21 protein-coding genes are annotated in these 21,376 nt (G+C 72.1%); 10 read left to right on the top strand and 11 right to left on the bottom strand.

All coding sequences use genetic code 11. From position 1 onward, the window contains the following. Positions 1-242 (bottom strand): deoxyribodipyrimidine photo-lyase (locus ACR3IO_RS07575; RefSeq protein WP_434070557.1); only part of this gene is annotated, 242 nt, incomplete at its 3' end. 29 nt (positions 243-271) lie between these two features. Next, positions 272-1,762 carry an MFS transporter gene (locus ACR3IO_RS07570; protein WP_434070556.1) on the bottom strand — a complete coding sequence of 497 codons (1,491 nt, stop codon included), beginning with the start codon at positions 1,760-1,762 and terminating at the stop codon, positions 272-274. A 71-nt stretch (positions 1,763-1,833) separates the two neighbouring features. Here ACR3IO_RS07570 and ACR3IO_RS07565 point away from each other — a divergent pair, with 71 nt between their 5' ends. After that, the gene (locus tag ACR3IO_RS07565) at positions 1,834-2,781 is read left to right on the top strand and encodes a helix-turn-helix domain-containing protein (protein ID WP_434070555.1); all 948 of its coding nucleotides are present in this window, start codon (positions 1,834-1,836) and stop codon (positions 2,779-2,781) included. 44 nt (positions 2,782-2,825) lie between these two features. Here the strand turns inward: ACR3IO_RS07565 and ACR3IO_RS07560 are convergent, their stop codons facing one another. Beyond that, the gene (locus tag ACR3IO_RS07560; protein WP_434070554.1) at positions 2,826-3,800 is read right to left on the bottom strand and encodes an NADP-dependent oxidoreductase; all 975 of its coding nucleotides are present in this window, start codon (positions 3,798-3,800) and stop codon (positions 2,826-2,828) included. Positions 3,801-3,890: 90 nt separating this feature from the next. Between ACR3IO_RS07560 and ACR3IO_RS07555 the strand changes: the two genes are divergently transcribed. Further along, positions 3,891-4,541 carry a Pr6Pr family membrane protein gene (locus ACR3IO_RS07555; RefSeq protein WP_434070553.1) on the top strand — a complete coding sequence of 217 codons (651 nt, stop codon included), beginning with the start codon at positions 3,891-3,893 and terminating at the stop codon, positions 4,539-4,541. On the opposite strand, the gene ACR3IO_RS07550 is transcribed toward ACR3IO_RS07555, so the two are convergent. From ACR3IO_RS07550 to ACR3IO_RS07540, 3 genes are all read right to left on the bottom strand, one after another. After that, positions 4,538-5,323 carry an alpha/beta fold hydrolase gene (locus ACR3IO_RS07550; protein ID WP_434070552.1) on the bottom strand — a complete coding sequence of 262 codons (786 nt, stop codon included), beginning with the start codon at positions 5,321-5,323 and terminating at the stop codon, positions 4,538-4,540. The two genes, ACR3IO_RS07555 and ACR3IO_RS07550, sit on opposite strands and share 4 nt — an antisense overlap. Next, positions 5,320-5,976, bottom strand: coding sequence for a YqaJ viral recombinase family protein (locus ACR3IO_RS07545; RefSeq protein WP_434070584.1), 657 nt, complete (start codon positions 5,974-5,976; stop codon positions 5,320-5,322). The genes ACR3IO_RS07550 and ACR3IO_RS07545 overlap by 4 nt, the downstream gene beginning before the upstream one ends. Positions 5,977-6,074: 98 nt before the next feature. Then, positions 6,075-7,262, bottom strand: coding sequence for an ROK family protein (locus ACR3IO_RS07540; protein ID WP_434070551.1), 1,188 nt, complete (start codon positions 7,260-7,262; stop codon positions 6,075-6,077). Positions 7,263-7,379: 117 nt separating this feature from the next. On the opposite strand from ACR3IO_RS07540, the gene ACR3IO_RS07535 reads away from it, so the two are divergent. The 7 genes from ACR3IO_RS07535 (at position 7,380) to ACR3IO_RS07505 (ending at position 15,567) form a co-directional block, all read left to right on the top strand. Continuing rightward, complete coding sequence (locus tag ACR3IO_RS07535; RefSeq protein WP_434070550.1) at positions 7,380-8,486, top strand: Gfo/Idh/MocA family protein; 1,107 nt, start codon at positions 7,380-7,382, stop codon at positions 8,484-8,486. Then, positions 8,483-10,030: a sugar ABC transporter ATP-binding protein gene (locus tag ACR3IO_RS07530; protein WP_434070549.1), complete on the top strand. Its 1,548-nt coding sequence runs from the start codon at positions 8,483-8,485 to the stop codon at positions 10,028-10,030. Before ACR3IO_RS07535 ends, ACR3IO_RS07530 begins: the two co-directional genes overlap by 4 nt. Next, on the top strand, positions 10,027-11,118 hold the full coding sequence (locus ACR3IO_RS07525; protein ID WP_434070548.1) for an ABC transporter permease: 1,092 nt from the start codon (positions 10,027-10,029) through the stop codon (positions 11,116-11,118). Before ACR3IO_RS07530 ends, ACR3IO_RS07525 begins: the two co-directional genes overlap by 4 nt. Then, positions 11,115-12,308, top strand: coding sequence for an ABC transporter permease subunit (locus ACR3IO_RS07520; protein WP_434070547.1), 1,194 nt, complete (start codon positions 11,115-11,117; stop codon positions 12,306-12,308). Before ACR3IO_RS07525 ends, ACR3IO_RS07520 begins: the two co-directional genes overlap by 4 nt. After that, entirely contained in the window at positions 12,308-13,510 is a 1,203-nt protein-coding gene (locus tag ACR3IO_RS07515) for a substrate-binding domain-containing protein (protein WP_434070546.1), read from the top strand. The genes ACR3IO_RS07520 and ACR3IO_RS07515 overlap by 1 nt, the downstream gene beginning before the upstream one ends. 147 nt (positions 13,511-13,657) lie before the next feature. Continuing rightward, complete coding sequence (locus ACR3IO_RS07510) at positions 13,658-14,527, top strand: sugar phosphate isomerase/epimerase family protein (protein ID WP_434070545.1); 870 nt, start codon at positions 13,658-13,660, stop codon at positions 14,525-14,527. Continuing rightward, on the top strand, positions 14,524-15,567 hold the full coding sequence (locus ACR3IO_RS07505) for a sugar phosphate isomerase/epimerase family protein (RefSeq protein ID WP_434070544.1): 1,044 nt from the start codon (positions 14,524-14,526) through the stop codon (positions 15,565-15,567). The genes ACR3IO_RS07510 and ACR3IO_RS07505 overlap by 4 nt, the downstream gene beginning before the upstream one ends. Before the next feature lie 215 nt (positions 15,568-15,782). Here the strand turns inward: ACR3IO_RS07505 and ACR3IO_RS07500 are convergent, their stop codons facing one another. From ACR3IO_RS07500 to ACR3IO_RS07485, 4 genes are all read right to left on the bottom strand, one after another. After that, a complete protein-coding gene (locus tag ACR3IO_RS07500; protein ID WP_434070543.1) occupies positions 15,783-16,793 on the bottom strand; it encodes an SDR family oxidoreductase in 1,011 nt (336 codons plus the stop codon). 37 nt (positions 16,794-16,830) lie between these two features. Further along, entirely contained in the window at positions 16,831-18,558 is a 1,728-nt protein-coding gene (locus ACR3IO_RS07495; RefSeq protein ID WP_434070542.1) for a molybdopterin-dependent oxidoreductase, read from the bottom strand. Between the two features lie 115 nt (positions 18,559-18,673). Beyond that, the gene (locus ACR3IO_RS07490) at positions 18,674-19,573 is read right to left on the bottom strand and encodes an arginase family protein (RefSeq protein WP_434070541.1); all 900 of its coding nucleotides are present in this window, start codon (positions 19,571-19,573) and stop codon (positions 18,674-18,676) included. Positions 19,574-19,584: 11 nt separating this feature from the next. Beyond that, positions 19,585-19,977 (bottom strand): RidA family protein, encoded by a 393-nt coding sequence (locus tag ACR3IO_RS07485; RefSeq protein WP_434070540.1) that lies wholly within the window; start codon positions 19,975-19,977, stop codon positions 19,585-19,587. A gap of 189 nt (positions 19,978-20,166) precedes the next feature. Between ACR3IO_RS07485 and ACR3IO_RS07480 the strand changes: the two genes are divergently transcribed. Then, entirely contained in the window at positions 20,167-20,553 is a 387-nt protein-coding gene (locus tag ACR3IO_RS07480; protein WP_434070539.1) for an SIP domain-containing protein, read from the top strand. Between the two features lie 73 nt (positions 20,554-20,626). Here the strand turns inward: ACR3IO_RS07480 and ACR3IO_RS07475 are convergent, their stop codons facing one another. Continuing rightward, complete coding sequence (locus ACR3IO_RS07475; RefSeq protein WP_434070538.1) at positions 20,627-21,343, bottom strand: amidase domain-containing protein; 717 nt, start codon at positions 21,341-21,343, stop codon at positions 20,627-20,629. Positions 21,344-21,376: the final 33 nt, after the last annotated feature.

The following is a 21,376-nucleotide window of genomic DNA, read 5'->3' as shown; positions in this document are numbered from 1 at the left end:
GCCGCTCCTCGCCGCAGCACGAGCCGCGCGCCCAGCCGCTCGAGGTCGGCGCGGAGCGCCTCGAGCGAGCCGTGCAGCCACCAGCGTGCGGCGCCGCCGAGCGGGCGGATTCCGGTCGACTCCTCGTCGAGCACGAAGACGCAGACCACCGGGGCTCCGCGCTCGACCGCGGCCGAGAGCGCCGGGTGGTCGGCGACGCGCAGGTCGTCGCGGAACCAGACGATCGACGGCGCGGCGGGCATGCGCCCGACGATACCCGTGCCCGGCGACCTCAGGCGATCGCGGCGCCCGTGGCGACGGCGGCATCCGCTCGCTTCGCCGCGGTACGCGCGATCCACCGGATGCCGAGGCCCGAGGCGAGGAAGATGCCCGCGAGCACCGCCCAGCCCGCGAGGCCGTGGGAGATCGCGGTGGCGTTGACCACGAGCGGGGCGGCGAGCGCTCCGACCGAGTAGCCCATGCCGAACACGCCCTGGTAGCCGCCCGCTCGCACCGGGTCGGCGAGTTCGAAGCTGAGTCCCCAGCCGCCCGCCTGCGAGAGCACCTCGGCGAAGGCATGCGCGATCGCGGCGACCACGAGCACGGCGATCGCGAACGCCACGGGGAGGCCCGCCGCGGCCGCGTAGACGAGGCAGGTCGCGGCCATGAGCCAGGCCGAGATGCCCGACACCCGGCCGGCGACGCGCAGGTCGTGCGTGCCGCGGGACATCGGCACCTGGAACAGCACGACGATGGTCGTGTTGATGATGAGCAGCACCGAGATGATCACCTCGGGGGCCGCGGTCTCGCGGGTGATCCAGAGCGGCACGCCGAGCTCGGCGACGCCGAACTGCATGCCGAAGATCGCGCTGAGCACGGTGAGCAGGAGGTAGCGCGAGTCGCGCCACGGCGAGTGGCCGCGCCATGAGCGCCGCTCCGCCGCGATCGCGTCGGCCGTGGCCGCGGCATCCACCGTCCCGGTCTCGGTGACGACCTCCGCGACGGCGGCTCGCGCCGGCGCGTCGACTCGCGAGGGCAGCCGCACGAGCTGGAAGAGCCCGAGCAGGTACATCAGGCCCGCCCCGACGATGAGCCACCGGTACGCCTCGGCCGTGCCGATGGCGAGCGCGAGCGCGCCGAAGCCGGAGCCCACTGCGATCGACACGTTCGTCACGGCGCGCAGGACGGCACGGGCGTGCACCCGGGACTCGCCCGTGAAGGCCCGGGCGATGATCGCCGAACGGGTCGAGTTGGCGCCCTGCTCGAACAGTCCGCAGATGACCGCGATGACGAGCGCGGTGACGAAGTCGCCGGCGAAGACGTAGGCGATGAGGGCGACGCCCTCGATGCTCGTGAACGTGATGAGCAGGCGCTTCGCGCTGAACCGGTCTGCGAGCCAGCCCCCGGCGAAGGAGGCGACGACGCCCGCCGCGCTCGCCGAGGCCAGCACGATCGCCACCTCGCCGGGCGTGAGCCCGACGATGAGCGTGAAGTAGAGCACCGTCACGGTGAGGAAGATGCCGCGTCCGAGCCGCGAGATGAGGGTCGCGCCGACGAGGATCCGCAGCACCGGATCCGAGACCGATGCCGCGAGGCGGGCGCGGAGGCCCGGCTTTCCGGGCCCGGTGGTGACGGGCTCGGCCGCGGTGTTCGCCGCTGCGCTCGCCGCCGGGGGCCCCGACGACTCCGCGGCATCCGCCTCGTCGGCGCTCGCCGCGGCGGCGTCGAGGTTCGGATCGAGGACGGGGAAGGATGACGTGTCGGTGTCGGAGGTAGGGCTCACGTCCTCGATCCTGCTGAAGCGGATGCCCCGTCGAAATCGATGTAGCGTAGTGCTACATGTTGCGCTATCTCATGACCGAGGACGATGTCGGTGCCGTGCGCTTCGGCATCTCGCCGCTGTGCGAACTCGGCCTGTCGATCCGCGCGTTCCGCAACCCCTCGTGGTTCCCGCTGCAGCTCGGCTGGCTGCGTCGCACCGAGGAGGCCCGCGCCCGTCTTGACGAGCGCGTGCTCGCGGGCCTTCTCGACGACCGGCTCTGGACTCCCGACTTCCTGAACCCGCGTCCGACGTCGCCGCTCACCCGCCTCGACGACGAGTTCCGGGCGCTCGCCGAGACGCCGGCCGAGGTGTTCCGCGACGATCTCATCGCGGTGCACGGCCACCTGCCCGACGTGTTCGCCGGACCGCACGAGCGTGCCCTGCACCGCATCATCTCCACGTTGCGCCAGCTCTGGGAGACCTGCTTCGAGCCCTACTGGCCGCGCATGCGCGCCGTACTCGAGGCCGACATCGTCTTCCGCGGCCGGCAGATCGCGCAGTCGGGCGTCGCGAGCATGCTGAACCAGCTCGCGCCGCCGCGCGTCGAGTACGAGCACGGGGTCGTCGTCGTGCACCTGCGCGATCCCGCCGAGCGCACCCAGGCGATCGACGGCGAAGGACTCACTCTCGTGCCGACGATGTTCACGCGCCGGGCCTCGGCACCGGTGGGCGACGGCCCGCCCATGATCATGTACTCCGCCCGCGGGCAGGGCGCCCTCTGGGAGACCGAGCGCGTCGCCAACCCGGCCGCGGTGGCCGCGATCCTCGGCGAGACCCGCGCGGCCCTGCTCACCGCGCTCGCCGACCCGGCATCGTCGACCGAGCTCGGCGTGCGCTTCGGCGTCAGCGCCTCGGCCGTCAACCAGCACCTGCGGGTGCTCCGCGACGCCGGACTGCTCGTCAGCACGCGGTACGGGCGCAGCGTGCTCTACCTCCGCAGCGAGCTCGGGTCGGCCCTGCTCGCGACGCGCATCGGCTGACGCGCGAGCGGATGCCGCGGCATCCGCTCGGCGAACCCCGCCCGCTACTCGGGGTCGGGTGCGACGCGCAGCACGACCTTGCCCCGCACGTGCCCGCCCTCGACGAGCCGGTGCGCCTCGGCGCCGTCGGCGAGCGGCAGTTCGCGGTCGACGTGCACGCGGAGCGCCCCGTCGTCGACGAGCCGGGTGAGCACGGTGAGCGTGCGCGCATCGGGGGAGCACGAGTACCCGGTCGAGCGGATGCCGCGTGCGGCCGCCTCGTCGGCCATGCCCGGCCAGGACCCGGTGGGCACGTTCACGATGAGGCCGCCCTTGCGGAGCACCTCGAGCGACCGGGTGCCGGTGTCGTCCTTCACGTTGCCGATGAGGTCGATGACCACGTCCTGCTCGCCGGCGACCAGCTCGAAGCGCTCGCTGCGGTAGTCGATCACGCGGCGGGCGCCGAGCCCCTCGACGAACCCGACGTTCGCCGGACCGCACGTGGCGGTGACGTGCGCGCCGAAGTACGCGGCGAGTTGCACGGCGAGGTGTCCGACGCCGCCGGCGCCCGCATGCACGAGCACGCGCTGCCCGTCGTGCACCCGGGCGACGTCGACGACGGCGCCCCACGCGGTGAGCGCCGCGATCGGCAGGGCGGCCGCCTCCACGAAGCCCAGCGACGCGGGCATGGGCGCGACGCTCATCGACGAGACGGTGACGAACTCGGCGTAGGCGCCCGGCGTGCGCGGCGGACGCGCGGCGCCGTAGACCCGGTCTCCTGGCTGGAGCGGGTGGCCCGCGTACGGCACGGTCTCGACGATGCCGGCGAAGTCGTTGCCGAGCACCGCGGGGTACGCCCCGATGGCGGCGGACACGCCTCGCCCGGCGCGGGTCTTCGCATCGATCGGGTTCACGCCCGCCGCGATCACCCGCACGACGACCTCGTCGCTCACCCGGATGGGCCGCGGCACCTCGGCGAGGCGGAGTTCGTCGGGTCCGCCGGTGCGGTCGATCACCAGGGCGTGCATCGCGTCGGTCATGGGTCCATCCTCCCGGGCCGGGTCGGTCGACGCCACTAGGCTGCACCTCGGAAGTCGCCGCCGACCGAGCGGCTGGGGGCAGGGGGATCCATGCGACAGGTGTTCGGCGTTCTGCGCGTGCTCGCGGCGGCCGCGATCGTCACGGCGATCGTCGGCCAGTTCGTGCAGAGCTGGTCGATGGTGCCCGACCGGCTCTTCTTCGTCGTGAACTTCTTCAGCTTCTTCACGATCCTCTCGAACGCGCTGACCGCGGTGCTCCTGCTCGTCGGCGGCTGGATCGCGTTCACGCGCGCGAGGGATCCCGAGTGGTTCAACCTCGTGCGCGGATGCGCCGTGACGTACATGGCGACCACCTTCGTCGTCTACAACCTGCTGCTGCGCGGGTTCTCGCTCGACCAGGCGACGACGCTGCCGTGGTCGAACGAGATCCTCCACGTCTGGGCGCCGCTCTACGTCGTCATCGACTGGGTGCTCGCGCCCGGTCGTCGCCCCGTCGCCTGGCAGCGGCTCTGGACCATCGCGATCTTCCCGATCGTCTGGGTCGCGTACTCGATGATCCGCGGTGCGATCATCGGCTGGTACCCGTACCCGTTCCTGAACCCGGCACAGGAGGCGGGCTACGGCGGGGTCCTCGTCTACGTCATCGCGATCGCGGCGTTCATCCTGCTCGTGGGAGCCGGGGTCATCGCGCTCAGCCGCACGAGGTGGCCGCATCCGCAGGTCGAGTCAGCGGCAGCCTAGAAGTTCACCATCCACCGGGCGATCTGCTCGGTGAGCACGTGCGCCTGCGCGGCGGGCCCGTCGTCGCGGGCGGGCAGCACGAGCATGGGCGACGCGGTGCCCGCGGCCCAGCGCTCGGCCGTCGTCATGGGGTGCACCGGGTCGCGCAGTGCGCCGACCACGAGCGAGCGGATGCCGCGGGTCTCGAGCTCGGCGAGCTCGGCGTCGTCGCGGAACGCCCGGTTGCGCGGGATCTCGACGAGCCGCATGGCCCGCCGTGCGGCGTCGGGCGCCGTGAACTGGGCGAGCAGGCTTCGCGCTCCGACCGGGGACACCTCGGCCACCCGCTGGTAGACCTCGCGCTCCTGGAACTCCACCGCCCCGGAGGGGCCGGCGTCGGCGAGCACCTGCCCGATGACGGGGAAGGCGCGGAGGTTGTCGGGCAGCGGCCGGTCGTCGAACGACGGTCGGATGAACACCGCGCGCTCGACGGGCAGCAACTGATCGAGCGTGATGCGCAGGGCGAGGGCGGCGCCCATCGAGATGCCGAGGATGTGCACTGGCTCCTCGTGCGAGCCCCCGGCCTCCTCGATGGCACGGCGCACCGCCGCCACGACCTCGGCCGCGAGCGCGTCGATCGCGAAGTCGCCGGCGTCGCCGATCTCGAGGAACCCGCCGTGGGCGCGCACGTCGGGCGCGATGATGAGCTCGCCCTCCTTCGACGCCTCTCGGAGCATCGGCTCGAGGAGCGTGAGCGGCTGCCGCCGATCTGCGCCGAGACCGTGCAGGAGCACTGTCGTCATGCGAGCACGCTCGGCCGGAAGTAGGCTCGCGCCTCCTGCGCGGGGGCCTGGACCGGGCGGAGCTCTGAGAGCAGGTCGTCGGCGAGCGAGACGAGGATCGCGATCTGGTCGTCGTCGCGGTCGATCCAGCGGCACTCGGGCTCGGGAGCCACGGGCACGAAGTCGTCGTGCTGCTCCCAGACGATGAGCGTGCGCTCGGCGCCGAGCACGTACTGCTGCCACCACACCTGCCGCAGGTAGCTGCGCGGCACCGCGCGCCAGGGCTTGGACGTGGTCTTGATCTCGCAGAGCTCGAGCGTGCCGTCGAGCGCGATGCGCAGGCCGTCTGGGGTGGCGAGATGCCGGCGATCGGATGCCGCGTGGTAGAGCAGCGAGGAATGCGACATGCCGTGCGTTCTCGCCGCCCACTCGGCGATCACGGGTTCGCGCTCGCGGCCGTGGTCGGTGTAGCGGCTGCCCCCGAAACTGCGCGGCGACCCGTGGAGCTTCTCCCATGCGGCGGACTTCACGGAGGCCCTGGTGGCGAGCTTCGCGGCGTCGGTCGCGGTGACGCCCTGCGACCGGGCGCGGAGCCAGGCGACCCGGTCGGTGGAGTCGGCCACGACCCGCGTCTCGTGCGGGAGTCGCGCGGGGGGCGCGATGCTCTCCCGGATCTCGCCGGTCGGCGTGAGATCGAAGAGCGCGAAGGGGGAGTCGGGCACGGAACGAGCGTAGCGCGGGCCGCCCACCTGCGGACCGCCCGCCTCGCGTGTCAACGCGACGCGAGCGCCACGATGCCCTCGGGCGAGAGGGCGTGGTGGATCGCGAGCATCGCCGCACCGAGCACGGCGGCGTTCTCGGCCGCGGCCGACTGCACGATGGCGAGGTGCTCGGTGGCCAGCGGCATCGAGCGCGTGTAGACGACCTCGCGCACGCCGGCGATGAGGTGCTCGCCGGCACGCGCCATCGAACCGCCGATGGCGATGACCGACGGGTTGATGAGGCTCACGGCGGCCGTCAGCACCTCGCCGATGTCGCGGCCGGCCTGGCGCACCGCCTGGATCGCGTCGAGGTCGCCGCGCTTGACGAGGTCGACGACGTCGGAGCCCGACCGTGCGTCGACGCCCTGCTCGCGGAGGGCGCGCGCGATGGCGGGGCCGGAGGCGAGGGCCTCGAGGCATCCGCGGTTGCCGCAGTGGCACGGGACGTCGGCGCCGCGCGCCACGCGGACGTGGCCGAGGTCGCCGGCGATGCCCTGGGCGCCGCGCTGCAGGAGGCCGCCCGAGATGATGCCCGAGCCGATGCCGGTCGCGACCTTGATGAACACGAGGTGCTCGACCTGCGGCCAGGCGAGCGCGCGCTCGCCGAGCGCCATGATGTTGACGTCGTTGTCGACGAGCACGGGCACCTCGAGGTGCTGCTGCACCCAGCCGGGCACGTCGAAGCGATCCCAGCCGGGCATGATCGGCGGGTTCACGGGGCGGCCGGTGTCGTGCTCGACCGGACCCGGGACCCCGATGCCGATCGCGGCGACGTCGCCGCGATCGCGGCCGAGTCCGTCGATGAGCTCGTGGGCGGCGTCGACCATCCAACCGAGCACGGCCTCGGGCCCGTCGGCGATGTCCATGGGCTCGCCGTGCTGGGCCAGCACGGAGCCCTCGAGGTCGGTGACGGCGATCGTGGCGTGGGAGGCGCCGAGGTCGGCCGCGAGCACGATGCGCGCCGACGGGTTGAGAGCGAACTGCGACGGCGGGCGGCCGCCGGTGGATGCGGCGTCGGCGACGGGGGTCACCAGGCCGAGGCGCATGAGCTCGTCGACGCGGGCCGCGACGGTGGACCTGGCGAGTCCGGTGGTCTGCGCGAGCGACGCACGGGTGCGCGGAGCGCCATCGCGCAACAGCTGGAAGAGCTCGCTCGCGCCCGAGGCGCCGAGCGCCGATCCTCGGCTGATGTCGACCATGAGTTGAAGTAAAGCACACCGGCTTCGTCAACGCTTCGGTAACGAACATGTCACGACGTCGGCAACTTCTGTCGAATGACTAGCAAAAGGTGTCTGGCATGTGTCAGCATGGCCGACATGACAATGGACGTCCTCGCCTCGGCGCGAACGCTCCGCGCCGGCTTCGTCGGCGGGGGGTTCATGGCCACCGTGCACTCCCGGGCTGCGAGGGCGGCGGGTGCCGCACTCTCGGGCGGTGCGTCCTCCACCGCGGAACGCGGACGGGCCGCCGTCGAGCGGCTCGGCCTCGACGCCGCGTTCGACTCGGTCGACGAACTCCTCGCCGATCCCGAGATCGACGTCGTGCACGTGTGCACGCCCAACGTCACGCACGCCGCGATCGCCGAGGCTGCCCTCGTCGCGGGCAAGCACGTCGTGTGCGAGAAGCCCCTGGCCACGACCGTCGCCGACGCCGAGCGGCTCCGCAGCCTCGCGGCCGAACGCGGACTCGTGGCCGCCGTGCCGTTCGTCTACCGCTTCCACCCGATGGCCCGCGAGGCCAGGGCGAGGGTCGCCGCCGGCGAGACCGGGCGCCTCCTCAGCGTGCACGGCGCCTACCTCCAGGACTGGCTCGCGACGCCGCACGACGACGACTGGCGCGTCGACCGCACCCTCGGCGGGCCGTCGCGGGCGTTCGCCGACATCGGCTCGCACCTCGTCGACCTCGTCGAGTTCGTCGCGGGCGATCGCATCGTGCGCCTGAACTCGACCACGCGGACCGTCTACGAGCGGCGCGCCACCAACGTCGACATCGCCACCGAGGACCTGGTGGCCGTCGTGGTCGAGCTCGCCTCCGGCGCGGTCGGCACCCTGCTCGTCTCCCAGGTCGCCCCCGGTCACAAGAACGCCCTCACCATCGAGCTCTCCGGCACCGACGCCACCGTGCGGTTCGAGCAGGAGCGGCCCGACCGGCTCTGGGTCGGCCGGGCGGCGGCGTCGACCGTCATCGAGCGCGACCCCGCGCGGCTCGCCCCCGACGCGGCTCGCCTCTCCCTCGTGCCGGCGGGGCATCCGATGGGCTACCAGGACGCCTTCAACGCCTTCGTCGCCGACGCCTATGCCGCGATCGCCGGATCCCCGCCCGACGGGCTGCCGGGGTTCGACGACGGCGCCCGCGCCGTGCGCGTCACCGACGCCGTGCTCAGGTCCGCGGCATCCGGAACCTGGACGGAGGTCGCCGCATGAGCGCGAGCGAACCGCAGGGCGGCGCCGGCGTCGCGCTCGCCGACCGTGAGCCGGTGCTCGTGGCCGAGGGCCTCGAGAAGTCCTTCTTCGGCGTGACCGTGCTGCGCGGCGTCGGACTCACCCTCCGGCCGGGCGAGGTGCACGGCCTCGTCGGCGAGAACGGCGCGGGCAAGTCGACGTTCATGAAGATCCTCGCGGGCGTCTACGAACGCGACGGCGGCTCGATCACGCTCGGCGGGAACGAGGTGCGGTTCTCGCACCCCGTCCAGGCGGCGCATGCGGGGCTGGCCACCGTGTTCCAGGAGTTCAACCTGCTGCCCGAGCGCACGGTCGCGCAGAACGTGTTCCTCGGGCGCGAGCCGAAGCGCCGCGGGCTCGTCGACCACAAGGCCATGATCCGCGAGACGCGCACGCTGCTCGCCGAGCTCGGCATCGACGGCATCGACCCCGACGCCCCCGTGCGCACCCTCACCGTCGCCGAGCAGCAGATCGTCGAGATCGTCAAGGCGCTCTCCGTCGACGCCCGCGTCATCCAGATGGACGAGCCGACCGCGGCCCTGGCCGACCACGAGGTCGCACTGCTCTACGCGATCGTGCGCCGGCTCGCCGATCGCGGCGTCGCGATCCTCTACGTCTCGCACCGCCTCAAGGAGATCTTCGACCTCTGCGACACCATCACCGTGCTGAAGGACGGCGCACTCGTGTCGACCGGCCCCGCCTCCGAGCTCGACACCGACGAGCTCGTGCGCCGCATGGTCGGCCGGCCGATCTCGGCCTACTTCCCCGACGCCGAGGAGGGCACGGTCGTCGGCGCCCCGCGCCTCGAGCTCCGCGGGGCGGGCAACGCGTACGTCGACGGCGTCGACCTCGAACTGCGCGCCGGTGAGATCGTCGGCGTCGCCGGGCTGCAGGGCTCCGGTCGCACCGAGCTGCTCGAGGCGATCTTCGGCATCACGCCGCTCACCCGCGGCGAGCTGCTGCTCGACGGTCGCCCCACGCGCATGACGAGCGCCCGCCAGGCGGTCAAGCTGGGCATCGCCCTCATCACCGAGGACCGCAAGGCGCAGGGCCTCGCGCTGAACCAGTCCGTCGCCGACAACGCCCTGCTCGTCATCCGTTCGGTCTTCGCCCGGCGCACCCGCGAGGTCCGCCGCGAGCTGCCCGGCGTGCTCTCCTCGCTCGAGGTCGCCTCGCAGGGCGTCGACCAGGAGGTGCAGTACCTCTCAGGCGGCAACCAGCAGAAGGTCGTGCTCGCGAAGTGGCTCGCCACGAAGCCCGGTGTCGTGCTGCTCGACGAACCGACGCGCGGCATCGACGTGGGCGCGAAGGTCGCCGTGTACCAGCTCATGCGCCGGCTCGCGAAGGAGGGCGTGGCGATGCTCATGATCTCGTCGGAGCTGCCCGAGGTGATCGGCATGTCCGACCGCATCATCGTGATGCACGACGGCCGCGCGTCGGCCGAACTGCCCGCGAGGAGCGACGAGGCCACGATCCTGTCGGCGGCCACCGGCACCCTGCGCATCGAAGGAGAGGAGACCCGATGAGCTCGCCCGCAGCCCCCACCGCCCGACCGGCCGCGCCCGCGCGTCGACGGCGGCGACGCCTGGACTCCAGCCTCATCGTGGGCATCGCCCTCATCGCCGTCATCGTGATCGGCGCGATCCTCGTCGCGAGCGTCGGACGCAACTTCTTCAGCGCGGGCAACATCCGCGACATCCTCACCGGCATGAGCGTGCTCGGCTTCGTCGCGATCGGCCAGACGCTCGTGATCCTCTGCGCCTCGCTCGACCTCTCGGTTCCCTACGTGGTGAGCCTCTCGAGCCTCATCGCGGCGGACCTCATGGCCGGCGACCCGGCGAACATCCCCGTCGCGGTGCTCGCGGTGATCGTCGTGGCCGCCGCGATCGGCCTGGTCAACGGCCTCATCGTCACCAAGCTCAGGGTCAACGGCTTCATCGCCACCCTCGGCACGGGCCTCATCATCAAGGGCTACCTCGACTCGAACTACAAGGGCACGAGCGGCGAGGTGCCGTGGGAGTTCCAGCTCATCGGGGCCACGGGCGTCGGACCGGTGCCGGTGTCGACCCTCATCATGCTCGCCGTGGCCCTGGCGGGGGCGTTCTTCCTGGCGCGGACGCGCACCGGCAACCACATGTTCGCGGTGGGCGGCAACGAGCAGGTCGCCCGGCTCTCGGGCATCCGCACCGCACGACCGGTGCTCGTCGCGCACATGCTCTGCTCCATCACCGCGGCGCTCGCCGGGCTGCTGCTCGCGAGCCGCCTCGGCGTCGGCAGCCCGACCGTGGGCACCCAGGGCGGCTACGACCTGCTCTCGATCGCCGCGGTCGTGCTCGGCGGCACCCTCCTCATGGGCGGTCGCGGGTCGATCTGGGGCACCATCGGCGGCGTCGCGATCTTCGCAGTCGTCGACAACGTCATGAGCGTCATGCAGGTGAACCCGTTCCTCAAGGACGTCGTGCGCGGCATCGTCATCGTCGCCGCGGTGGCCGTCTACACGAGTCGCCAGCTCGACCGGCGCCGGCCCCGGTTCGGACCGGGATCCGGCGCGTCCGAACCACCGACGACGGCCCCCGAACCCGAGCGCACCGGCCGAGCGGAGGCGAAGGCATGACCACCACCACCACCCCCGCGAAGCCCTCCGTGCTCGAGCGTCTCGCGAGCCTCGGCCGCACCCTCGTCAGCCCGCGCGGCGCCGTGTTCCTGCTGCTCATCGTGCTGCTCGTGATGATCGCCGTGCTCAATCCCGCGTTCGCCGAGCCCGGCCAGTTCATCCGGTTCATCCAGCGCGTCGCGCCCGTGGCGATCGTCGCGATCGGCCAGTACTTCGTGATCGTCGGCGGCGAGTTCGACCTGTCGATGGGGTCGGTCGTCACGGCCCAGGTCGTGATCGCCGGCAACCTCATCGGCCAGGACGATGCCATGATCCTGCCGGTCACGATCTTCATGTTCGTGTTCGGCGCGCTCGTCGGCCTCGTCAACGGCCTCATCGTGTCGTTCCTCCGGGTGCCGAGCTTCATCGTCACCCTCGGCATGATGCTCGCCCTCCTCGGCGGCGTCCTGTACTGGACGGGCGGCGCTGCCACCGGCAATCCCGCCGACTCGTTCCGCGAGATCGGCCGCGGCGGCATCCGGGACCTGCCGGTCATCGAGATCCTGCCGTGGTCCGTCGTGGTGCTCGCCGTCGTGCTCGCGCTCGCCGTCTGGTTCGCGCGTCGCCCGTTCGGTCGCACCATCATCGCGCTCGGCGACAACGCGACGACCGCGCGGTACGCCGGTGCCCGCACGTGGTGGGTGAAGACCTCGACGTTCATCATCTCCTCGCTCTCGGCGACGGTCGCGGGCATCCTCCTCGTCGGCTACGCCGGCGTGCACCCGAGCGTCGGGCGCGGCTACGAGTTCACCGCGATCACCGCGGTCGTGCTCGGCGGCGTCGTGCTCGGCGGCGGCCGCGGCTGGGTCGTCGCGGCGGCGGCCGGCGCGTTCGCGCTCGAGGCGCTCTTCACCCTGCTGAACTTCGCGGGCGTCCCCTCGACCTACCGCGACGCCGTCCAGGGCGTCATCATCATCCTCGCCGTGGCCTACGCCGCCACGACCGTCCGGGCCCGCCGTCGCGGCCGCGCCCTCGAGACTCCGGCGGCCCTCGAGCCGACCGACCAGACCCCGCCGGGAACCCTCCCGGTGGACCAGACTTCGCCCGCACCACCCGAGGCGAAGGAGCCCGACCCGACCCCGGCCACGGCTCGCCCTGCACCCATTCCCTCGACGCAGAGGGCTGACAACGAAACCAAGGGAGGTTCGTGATGCGACGCAGGATCACCGTGGTCTCAGCCATGGTCGGCGCTCTCGCGCTGTTCACACTCGCAGGCTGTACCACCGACCCCAATGTGAGCGCTCCGACAGAGGAAGCGTCCACGGAGGAAGCGGTCGAGTGGTTCGACCAGGAGCAATTCGACAAGCAGGACGCCGAACGCGACGTCGTGCCCGAGGGGCCCGAGGGGCAACCGTGGCTCCAGTACATCAACGCGGAGATGGTCGACACGGCCGAGTTCGCGAGCGAAGGCGCCAAGAAGGCGTGCTTCGCGAACGCCTCGATCTCCAACCCGTGGCGCCAGACCGGCTGGATCACCATGAACCAGCAGCTGAAGGTGCTCCAGGACGCCGGCGTCATCTCCGAGATGGAGACGCGTGACGCGCAGGACTCCGATGACACGCAGATCGCCGACATCGACTACTTCATCACCGAGGGCAACTGCGACATCTTCATCATCTCGCCGAACTCCACGGCGGCGATGACGCCCGCGGTCGAGCGTGCCTGCGACACCGGCAAGCCCGTCGTGGTCTTCGACCGCGGCGTGCAGACCGACTGCCCCGTCACGTTCATCCACCCGATCGGCGGATTCGCGTGGGGCATCGACACGGCCGAGTTCCTCATCGACGAGCTCGACGAGGGCGACAAGGTCGTGGCGCTGCGCATCCTGCCCGGCGTCGACGTGCTCGAGCAGCGCTGGGCCGCGGCCGAGAAGCTGTTCGACGAGGCCGGCATCGAGGCCGTCGACTACTTCACGGGGGCCGACCCCGCGGAGATCAAGAAGATCATCTCCGACGAGCTCGCCAAGGGCGACGTGCAGGGCGTGTGGATGGATGCCGGTGACGGCGCCGTCGCGGCCATCGAGGCGTTCGAGGACGCCGGCGTCGACTACCCCGTGATGACGGGCGAGGACGAGATGAGCTTCCTGCGCAAGTGGAAGGACACCGGGCTCACGGGTCTCGCACCCGTGTACTCGAACTTCCAGTGGCGCACGCCGCTGCTCGCCGCGCAGAAGATCTTCGCCGGTGAGGAGATCCCGTCGGAGTGGGTGCTCCCGCAGAGCCCCATCACCGCCGAGGAGGTCGACCAGTACCTGGAGGCGAACGACGGCATGCCCGACGGGCACTACGCCAAGTTCGGCGGCGAGGACCTTCCGGGGTACCCGCAGGTCTGGCAGGACCGGGTCATCCCGTGACCGGGGTCGACCTGACCGCCTAGCCCGCCAGGGCGACATCCGCCGGTCGAGGAGGCTCGCAGGGCCCGTCTCGAGACCTGACACACTGGTCTCGAGACGCGGCTCCGCCGCTCCTCGACCGGCGATCCCCGTCTGCAAGGAGGCAGCATGCGCCGCACGGTCGGTGTGAACACCTGGGTCTGGACCTCGCCGCTCGACGACGCCTCGCTGCGCGAGATCGCCGCGAAGGCGGCGGGCATGGGCTTCGGCGCCATCGAACTGCCGGTCGAGCAGCCCGGCGACTGGTCCGCGGATGCCGCGGCCGACGTGCTCGCCGAGCACTCGCTCGCGCCCGTGGTCATCGGAGCGATGGGCCCCGGCCGCAACCTCGTGGCCGCACCCGGATCCGAGGTGGTCGCGACCCAGAACTACCTCGTGCACTGCGTGGGCGTCGCCGAGCGCCTCGGCGCGTCCGTCGTCGCCGGCCCGTTCACGGCGGCCACCGGGCGCACGTGGCGCATGGACGCGGTGGAGCGGGCCGACCGGTACCGCGAGCTGCGCGCCAGCCTGGCGCCGGTCGTGCGCACGGCCGAGCGCAGCGGCATCCGCCTCGCTGTCGAGCCGTTGAACCGCTACGAGACGAGTCTCGTGAACACCGTCGAGCAGGCGCTCGAGGCGCTCGGTCCGCTGCTCGGGCCCGGCCTCGGCCTCGCGCTCGACAGCTACCACCTGAACATCGAGGAGCAGCACATCGGCGATGCCGTGCGCGCGGCAGGGGAACACCTCGCGCACGTGCAGGTGTGCGGCAACGACCGGGGGCCGGTGGGCGACGATCACTTCGACTGGCCGTCCTTCCTCGACGCGCTCGACGACGTCGGCTACGACGGTCCGCTCGGGCTCGAGTCCTTCACGGGCGAGAACGACACCATCGCCGTCGCCGCCTCGGTGTGGCGACCGCTCGCGGCGTCGCAGGACGAACTCGCGGAGCGCAGCATCCGCTACCTCGAAGCACTGCAGGATGAAAGGGAACGACGATGACGGATGCCGCGACGAACCGAGCCGACCGCCCCGAGGGCGGCCACCCGGTCACGCTGTTCACGGGCCAGTGGGCCGACCTCCCGTTCGAGGAGGTGGCGCGGCTCGCCGCCGAGTGGGGGTACGACGGGCTCGAGATCGCGTGCTCGGGCGACCACCTCGACCTGCGGCTCGCCGACGAGGAGCCCGGCTACCTCGACGAACGCCGCGAGATCCTGAAGCGGCACGGACTCGAGGTGTTCGCGATCTCGAACCACCTCGCCGGACAGGCGGTGTGCGATGCGCCCATCGACTTCCGGCACGAGGCGATCCTGCGCTCGTACGTGTGGGGCGACGGCGACGCCGAGGGGGTCCGGCAGCGGGCCGCCGACGACATGCGCCGGTCGGCTCGCGTGGCGCGCAAGCTCGGCGTCGATACGGTCGTCGGCTTCACGGGCTCGTCGATCTGGCCGTACGTGGCGATGTTCCCGCCCGTGCCGGCCTCGGTCATCGAGGCGGGCTTCGAGGACTTCGCGAACCGCTGGAACCCGATCCTCGACGTGTTCGATGCCGAGGGCGTGCGGTTCGCGCACGAGGTGCACCCCGGCGAGATCGCGTACGACTACTGGAGCTCGGTGCGCACGCTCGAGGCCATCGGGCATCGCGAGGCGTTCGGCTTCAACTGGGACCCGTCGCACATGATGTGGCAGAACATCGACCCCGTCGGCTTCATCCTCGACTTCCAGGACCGCATCTACCACGTCGACTGCAAGGACACGCGGATGCGGCCGCAGAACGGCCGGGCCGGGGTCATGGGGTCGCACCTGCCGTGGGGCGACCCGCGGCGCGGCTGGGACTTCGTCTCGACGGGGCACGGCGACGTGCCGTGGGAGGACTCGCTCCGCGCGCTCGACGCGATCGGCTACACCGGTCCGATCTCGGTCGAGTGGGAGGACGCCGGCATGGACCGGCTGCACGGGGCGAAGGAGGCCGTGGGCTACATCCGCTCGCTCCTCTGGCCGAAGCCGACGGCGTCGTTCGACGCGGCCTTTTCGAACCAGTAGCGGCGCGCCGGGCCCGCGCACGCGCGCCCGCACGCCGCGCCACCGCCCCGCCGTCGCCTGCACGCCGGAACACGGTTCTGCGACGTGAACACCCCACGACGTGCGTTCCCGTCCCGGATCCGTGTTCCAGCGTGAGCGTGGCGTGAGTGGGGCTGGCGGGCGGACGCGGCGCGCGCGGGGGGGGGGCTGGTGGGCGAACGTGGCGTGAGCGGCCGTTAGCGGCGCGGCAGCGCGAGGATGCGCTCGAACGCGGCATCCGCTTCGGGGTCGAGCTTCTGCAGCGACGGCGTCGCATCGATGAAGCCGACGATCTCGCGGGCGCCCTCGTCGAACGTGACGGTCGTGGCGAACTCGGGCACGAGCGCCTTCACCTTCGCGTTGTCGAAGACCATCGAGTGCGCCTTGTCGCCGAGCAGGCCGGGGCCCCACTCGGGGTGCACGGCCGCGATCGTCTCGGACGCCACGTGCACGAGTTCGGGCTCGGCGACGCCCGCGGCATCCGCGAGCCAGCCGTAGATCTGGTTCCACGTCGGAGCGTGGTCGCCCGTGATGTGGAACGCGTCGCCGATCGCGAACGGGTTGCCCAGCAGGCCCGCGAAGGCGACCGCGAAGTCGCGGTGGTGCGTGATGGTCCAGAGGCTCGTGCCGTCGCCGTGCACGAGCACCGGCTTGCCGGCGCGCATGCGGGCGATGTCGGTGTAGCCGCCGATCGTCGGCAGCAGCGTGCGGTCGTAGGTGTGCGACGGGCGCACGATCGTGGCCGGGAACCCGCGCTCCCGCACCGCCTCGACCAGCAGGTCCTCGCACGCGATCTTGTCGCGCGAGTACTGCCATTCGGGGTTCACGAGCGGCGTGGATTCGGTGACGGGCAGACGGCTCGGCGGGGTCTGGTACGCCGACGCGCTGCTGATGAAGACGTACTGGCCGACGCGCCCCTCGAACAGCTCGAGGTCGGTGCGGACGTGTTCGGGCGTGAACGCGAGGAACTCGCAGACGACGTCGAACTCCAGCGGGTTCGCCGTGTCGCGGCCGAGCGCGGCGCGCACCGAGCCCGGCTCGCGGATGTCGGCGGTGATCGTCGCGACCCCCGCGGGCAGCGGTCGCAGGGTCGACGACGACCCGCGGTTCAGCACGGTCACCTCGTGCCCGAGGTCGACCGCCCTGGCGACGCACGCCGAGCTGATCACGCCGCTGCCACCGATGAAGAGGATCCGCTTGCTGCTCATGCCTCGATGCTGCCAGCACCGGGCGGATGCCGCGACCTCAGGTCACCCGGACGAGTCGTCGTTGCCACCCGGTCGACCCGTCGGGCGCGATCGGCGCCCGCTCCTCGACCTGCAGGTTGCCGTCGCGGTCGGTGGCCCGCACGGTCACGTCATGGGTGCCGCTCGTGGCCTCCCACTCGAGGAACCACTGCACCCACGTGTCGGCATTGACCGGGTTGGAGAGCGTCGCCTGCTGCCATTCGGCGTCGTCGATCCTGACCTCCACGCGCTCGATGCCGACGGTCTGCGCCCACGCAACGCCCGCGATGACGGTCGTGCCGGCGTCGATCGCCTTCTCGAGGCGGGGGGTGTCGATGCGCGACGAGAGCTTGATCGGGGCCCTCGCGCTGTAGCCGCGCGGGGTCCAGTAGGCCTCCTCGGAGTCGAATCGCGTGACCCTCAGCTCCGTGAGCCACTTCGTCGCGGAGACGTAGCCGTAGAGGCCCGGCACGACCATGCGCATCGGGAAGCCGTGCTCGAGGGGGAGCGGTTCGCCGTTCATGGCCACCGCGAGGATCGCGTCGAGCCCGTCGTCGGTGAGCGAGGCGAGCGGCGTGCTCGCCGTGAACCCGTCGACGCTGCGCGAGAGCACCATGTCGGCGTCGGAGGCCGGCCCGGCCTTCGCGAGCACGTCCCTCACGGGCACGCCGAGCCACCTGGCCGTGCCCAGCAGGTCGCCGCCCACCTCGTTCGACACGCACGTGAGGGTGATCGAGTACTCGTCGAGTCCCATCGCGACGAGGTCGTCGAAGCCCAGCTCCACGCGCTCGCCCACCATGCCGTCGACGACGAGCCGCCACGTGCCGGGGTCGACCGAGGGCACGGTCAGCGCCGTGTCGACCCGGTAGAAGTCGGCGTTCGGGGTGTACAGGGGCGTGAGGCCCGGGATGTCGAGCTCGGCGCCCTCGGGGATCGTGACGGTCGAGTTCGGCGCGGGCAGCCGCAGCGCCCGGCGGATCGCGGCGATCGAGCTCGTCGCGGCTCCGGCCACGCGCGAGCCGACCCCCACGACGAGCGCGGATGCCGCGGCGATGCCGGCGAGTACGAAGAACCCGCGCCGGTCGAGGGAGGCCGCGCGTTCGCCCCCCTTCGCCCGAGCGCCGGGATCGACGGGAGCGGATGCCGACGCGGTCGGGCTCGCCGTCGCGGTCGGGCTCGCCGTCGCGTCGACCGGCGCCGGCGACGCGTGGTCGTGCCACGCACGCAGCCGGCGCACGAGCAGGTGGAGCACCACGATGCCGGCGGCGGTGCCGACGACGGGCGGCAGCCACGCGAACGCCGTCGCACTCGTGCGCGTGACGACGGCCGCGACCGAGAGGGCGCCCGCCAGGCCGAGCGCGACCGCGCCGAGTGGGGGCCGCACGAACTCCAGCACGCCCGCGATGCAGGCGGCCACGAGTACGGCGAGCCCCAGGCCGCCGAGCAGCGCGAGCTTGTCGTTCGCGCCGAAGAGCTCGATCGCGAGCTCCTTCGCCCACTGCGGGACGATGTCGATGACGAACGCGCCGACCGCGAGGACCGGGCTGCCGTCGCGCGCGACGAGGAACGCGACGAGCTCGGCGGCGGCGAGGAACACGCCCGCGGCGATCACGCCCGCGAGCGCCGCGAGCGACCACCAGCGCAGGCGCGATCCGCGGGAGCCGCGCGAGGTCGGCCGCCCGGACGCGGCGACGGGGTCTGGCTCGAGGCCGTGTCGCCGGTCGGGCTCCTGCGCGTCGTACTCCATGTCGGCCTCCGTCGGGTGCGGGCGCGGAACTCCGCCCGGAGGTGGTTCGACGCGGCGGCGTCGCCGGATTGGGGCGACGCGCCCCTGGCGTGGCCGACCGAGTCGGCGCTGCGAGTCAGGCGTCGGCGCCGAGCCGAGCGAAGGAGTCGACGAGCAGGTCGGCCACGACGTGCGCGTATCGGCCGTCGGGGTCGAGGTCGGGATCGAAGACCGTCACCGAGGCGCCGACGGCACCGGGGGCGAGCGCCGACAGCAGCGCGGCCAGGCCGTCGATCGAGAGCCCGCCGGGGTCGGGGCTGTCGACCGCGGGCATCACCGAGGGATCGAGCACGTCGACGTCGAGCTGCAGCCAGTAGCCCGATGTGCCGGCGACCGCGCGGACGGCGGATGCGATATCGGCCGTGCGCATCGCCGTGGCCGCCCGGGCCGAGACCACCAGGCCGAGGACGCCGCGGGCCTCGGCGGCGGCGTCGTCGTCATCGCGGTGTCCGAGGTGCACGGTGCAACTCGGGGAGAAGTACGGCGCGAACCCGTCGAGGTCGGCCAACGAGGGCCGGTGCAGCCCCACCGCCGCGGCGAGGTCCTCGCCGGCGACGCTGGCGCACTCGTCGCTGTTGCCCGGGTGGCGGAAGTCGGTGTGGCCGTCGACGTGCAGCAGCCCGCGGCGTCCGCGTCGGGCCAGTGCCACGCCGATGCCGAGCAGGATGCTGCAGTCGCCGCCGAGCACCAGCGGGGTGCCGCCGGTGTCGAGGATGCCCCCGACGCGGTCGGCCAGCAGGCGTGCATGTGCGATCAGCGCGGCCTCGTTGCGAACCAGGTCGGCGGGGCGCGTCGCGTCGTCGTCGACGTATCGGCCCGGCAGCACGACGCCCGCGTCATGCGCCCCGAGTCGTGCGAACCGGCGGTGCAGGCCGGCCTCCCGCAGCGCCTCGGGCGCCTTGGAGGCCCCTGGCACGCCGCCGGCGACGGGCGGTCTGAGCCCGAGGTTGCTCGGCGCCGAGAGCAGCGAGATCACTCGTGCGCCGGTCAGGCGGGGATGACGGCGACGGCGCTGACCTCGACGAGGAACTCGGGGTTCGCGAGCCCGTCGACCTGGTTGACCTGGACGGCGGTGGCGTGCCGGCCCCAGACCTCGGCCGAGGCTGCGAAGCCCTCGTTCGCGTCGGCGCCGCCCGCGAGCGTGATGGTCATCGACACGACGTTGGTCTGGTCGGCGCCGGCTTCGGCGAGCACCGCGAGCACGTTCTCGAGCGCCTTCACGGTCTGCGGCCCGAGGCCGCCCTCGACGACGCTGCCGTCGGCGTTGCGGCCGTTCTGTCCGCCGACGTACAGGGTGCTGTGCGGGCCCCTGACGAGCACTCCCTGGCTGAACGCCGGGCTGGAGTGCATCGATTCCGGATTGATGTGCGTGATCTCCATGCCTCCGGTCTACGCCCGCCCACCGACATCCGCCAGCCTGCGACATCCGCGCCTCGGATCTGCGAACCTGAGACATTCCCCGAGCGTCTTGCCGTACAGGTAAGCCTTACCTAAACTGAGTTTCGTGCACCACACCCGAACCCTCCGTCCGATCTCGGACGCCCCCGTCCGCTCGGTCAGGGGGCCCCGATGGTGAGCCGCATGCGGCCGCGCGCACTGCCCGGCCCGACCAAGCTCTTCGCGGGCGACAGCGGCGACCTGGCCGCGATCCGCTCGCTGCTGGCCGACTGCCCGGCGAACGCCACCGGCATCGTGCTCGTCGAGGCGATCAACGCGGTGCAGATCGTGCACCTCGAGGCGCCGGCGGGCATCGCGGTGCACTGGGTCTTCCGCGAGAACCGCCGCGGGCTCGTGCCGCGCGGCGAGGCGCTCGTCACGGCGGTCGACGCCTGGCTCGACGAGTGGATGCGGCCCGAGGGCGGCGCCGAGGTCGCCATCTGGATCGGCGCGCGCAGCTGCACCCTCGTGGACACCTTCGCGCACGCGGTCGACCGCGAGCTCGCCGCCATCCGCTGACGGATGCCGCGGCGCCGACGCGACCGCGGGCGCGTCCGTCGAGCTGCCGCAGCCGTCCAGGCGTGGCCCGGCCTCAGTCGGCGATGCTCCAGTACGTCGCGACGCCGCCGGGATGCTGCTCGGTGATCGACCAGTCGACCGAGCGGTCCCACGTGGCATCCGTGTGACCGGCGTACTCGATGTCGATCGACCCGTCGTCCTTCGTCACGATGGCGGTGACGATGCCCGTGTGGTCGCGATCGCCCGAGACGTCCCAGTCGAACTGCACGATGTCGCCGACCTTCACCTGGTCGCGTTGCGCATCGGTCAGCATGGTGGCCTTCTCGGGGTGCTCCAGCAGGTACTCCATGAAGGCCGTCGAGCTGCGCCAGGCGGCCGAGCTCGAATAGGCGTCGCCCACGGCGTACCACCAGTCGTCGTCCTCGAGCCAGCCCCGGGCGAGCAGCGACTGGCTCGCGAAGTCCATGCAGTCGTTCTCCTCGATGAAGCCGAACTCCTCGCTCTCGATGCTGTCCCAGTGCTCCTGCACGTACTGCATCTGCGCGGTCACGGCCGGACTCAGCGACGCCCAGTCGATGACGGCCGCGGTGTCGACGGCGTCGGCCGCGTCCGCGTCCGCATCCACCGTCGTGGAGTCCTTCGACTCGCTCGTCGTGGCCGTGGTGTCGGGGATGGCGGCCGCCCAGCCGAGGGCGACGAACCCGCAGACGAGGGTCACCGCGGTGGCGGCGGCGACGAGCACGAGGGCTCGACGTCGGCGGAAGGCACGGGTGCGGGGAGGATTCGTCATCGCCACGACGCTACGTCGGGATCCTGTGCTCCT

Origin of the sequence: Agromyces sp. Marseille-Q5079 (genome assembly GCF_051016555.1) — a bacterium.
Classification (GTDB): Bacteria; Actinomycetota; Actinomycetes; order Actinomycetales; family Microbacteriaceae; genus Agromyces.
This window is presented reverse-complemented; position numbering and strand designations above follow the sequence as displayed.

Excerpts from the sequence above, each read along its gene's own strand:
- ACR3IO_RS07565 (WP_434070555.1), top strand. The coding sequence starts at position 1,834 with ATGACCGAGGACGATGTCGGTGCCGTGCGCTTCGGCATCTCGCCGCTG.
- ACR3IO_RS07560 (WP_434070554.1), bottom strand. The coding sequence starts at position 3,800 with ATGACCGACGCGATGCACGCCCTGGTGATCGACCGCACCGGCGGACCC.
- ACR3IO_RS07555 (WP_434070553.1), top strand. The coding sequence starts at position 3,891 with ATGCGACAGGTGTTCGGCGTTCTGCGCGTGCTCGCGGCGGCCGCGATC.
- ACR3IO_RS07550 (WP_434070552.1), bottom strand. The coding sequence starts at position 5,323 with ATGACGACAGTGCTCCTGCACGGTCTCGGCGCAGATCGGCGGCAGCCG.
- ACR3IO_RS07540 (WP_434070551.1), bottom strand. The coding sequence starts at position 7,262 with ATGGTCGACATCAGCCGAGGATCGGCGCTCGGCGCCTCGGGCGCGAGC.
- ACR3IO_RS07535 (WP_434070550.1), top strand. The coding sequence starts at position 7,380 with ATGACAATGGACGTCCTCGCCTCGGCGCGAACGCTCCGCGCCGGCTTC.
- ACR3IO_RS07530 (WP_434070549.1), top strand. The coding sequence starts at position 8,483 with ATGAGCGCGAGCGAACCGCAGGGCGGCGCCGGCGTCGCGCTCGCCGAC.
- ACR3IO_RS07525 (WP_434070548.1), top strand. The coding sequence starts at position 10,027 with ATGAGCTCGCCCGCAGCCCCCACCGCCCGACCGGCCGCGCCCGCGCGT.
- ACR3IO_RS07520 (WP_434070547.1), top strand. The coding sequence starts at position 11,115 with ATGACCACCACCACCACCCCCGCGAAGCCCTCCGTGCTCGAGCGTCTC.
- ACR3IO_RS07515 (WP_434070546.1), top strand. The coding sequence starts at position 12,308 with ATGCGACGCAGGATCACCGTGGTCTCAGCCATGGTCGGCGCTCTCGCG.
- ACR3IO_RS07510 (WP_434070545.1), top strand. The coding sequence starts at position 13,658 with ATGCGCCGCACGGTCGGTGTGAACACCTGGGTCTGGACCTCGCCGCTC.
- ACR3IO_RS07505 (WP_434070544.1), top strand. The coding sequence starts at position 14,524 with ATGACGGATGCCGCGACGAACCGAGCCGACCGCCCCGAGGGCGGCCAC.
- ACR3IO_RS07500 (WP_434070543.1), bottom strand. The coding sequence starts at position 16,793 with ATGAGCAGCAAGCGGATCCTCTTCATCGGTGGCAGCGGCGTGATCAGC.
- ACR3IO_RS07495 (WP_434070542.1), bottom strand. The coding sequence starts at position 18,558 with ATGGAGTACGACGCGCAGGAGCCCGACCGGCGACACGGCCTCGAGCCA.
- ACR3IO_RS07485 (WP_434070540.1), bottom strand. The coding sequence starts at position 19,977 with ATGGAGATCACGCACATCAATCCGGAATCGATGCACTCCAGCCCGGCG.
- ACR3IO_RS07480 (WP_434070539.1), top strand. The coding sequence starts at position 20,167 with ATGGTGAGCCGCATGCGGCCGCGCGCACTGCCCGGCCCGACCAAGCTC.
- ACR3IO_RS07475 (WP_434070538.1), bottom strand. The coding sequence starts at position 21,343 with ATGACGAATCCTCCCCGCACCCGTGCCTTCCGCCGACGTCGAGCCCTC.